At 74.0% G+C, this 315-nt stretch carries 1 pseudogene; it reads right to left on the bottom strand.

The features are described from left to right. Nucleotides 1–271, bottom strand: a pseudogene (locus tag ACZYSP_RS35355) (C4-dicarboxylate ABC transporter substrate-binding protein); the annotation flags it as partial. Nucleotides 272–315 lie beyond the last annotated feature (44 nt).

Below are 315 nucleotides of genomic sequence, written 5' to 3'. Positions count from 1 at the left end.
CAGCCAGGTCGGGCCGCGCCACGAGGTGCGCGCCGCGGCGCCCGGCGTGCCGCAGCGCCACCGCCACGTACAGCGCGAACAGCCACTGCGCGAGGTCGTTGGCCTGCGTGGGGCCATTGCCCGAGCCGGCCAGGTCGCGCAGCGGCCATTGGGCGAACAGCAGCAGGGCGATTGCGAGGGCAAAGGGCATCGCCGCGCGGTCGATCCAGTCGAGCCAGCGCGGCGCCTGCGGCGGGGGAGGGGCTGGAAGATCGGCAGGTGGCGGCTTCATGCGACGCCGATAGTCTTCCCGGAACCTGACCACCACCTGCGGCC

Source organism: Variovorax sp. F042 (genome assembly GCF_057814215.1).
This window is presented reverse-complemented; position numbering and strand designations above follow the sequence as displayed.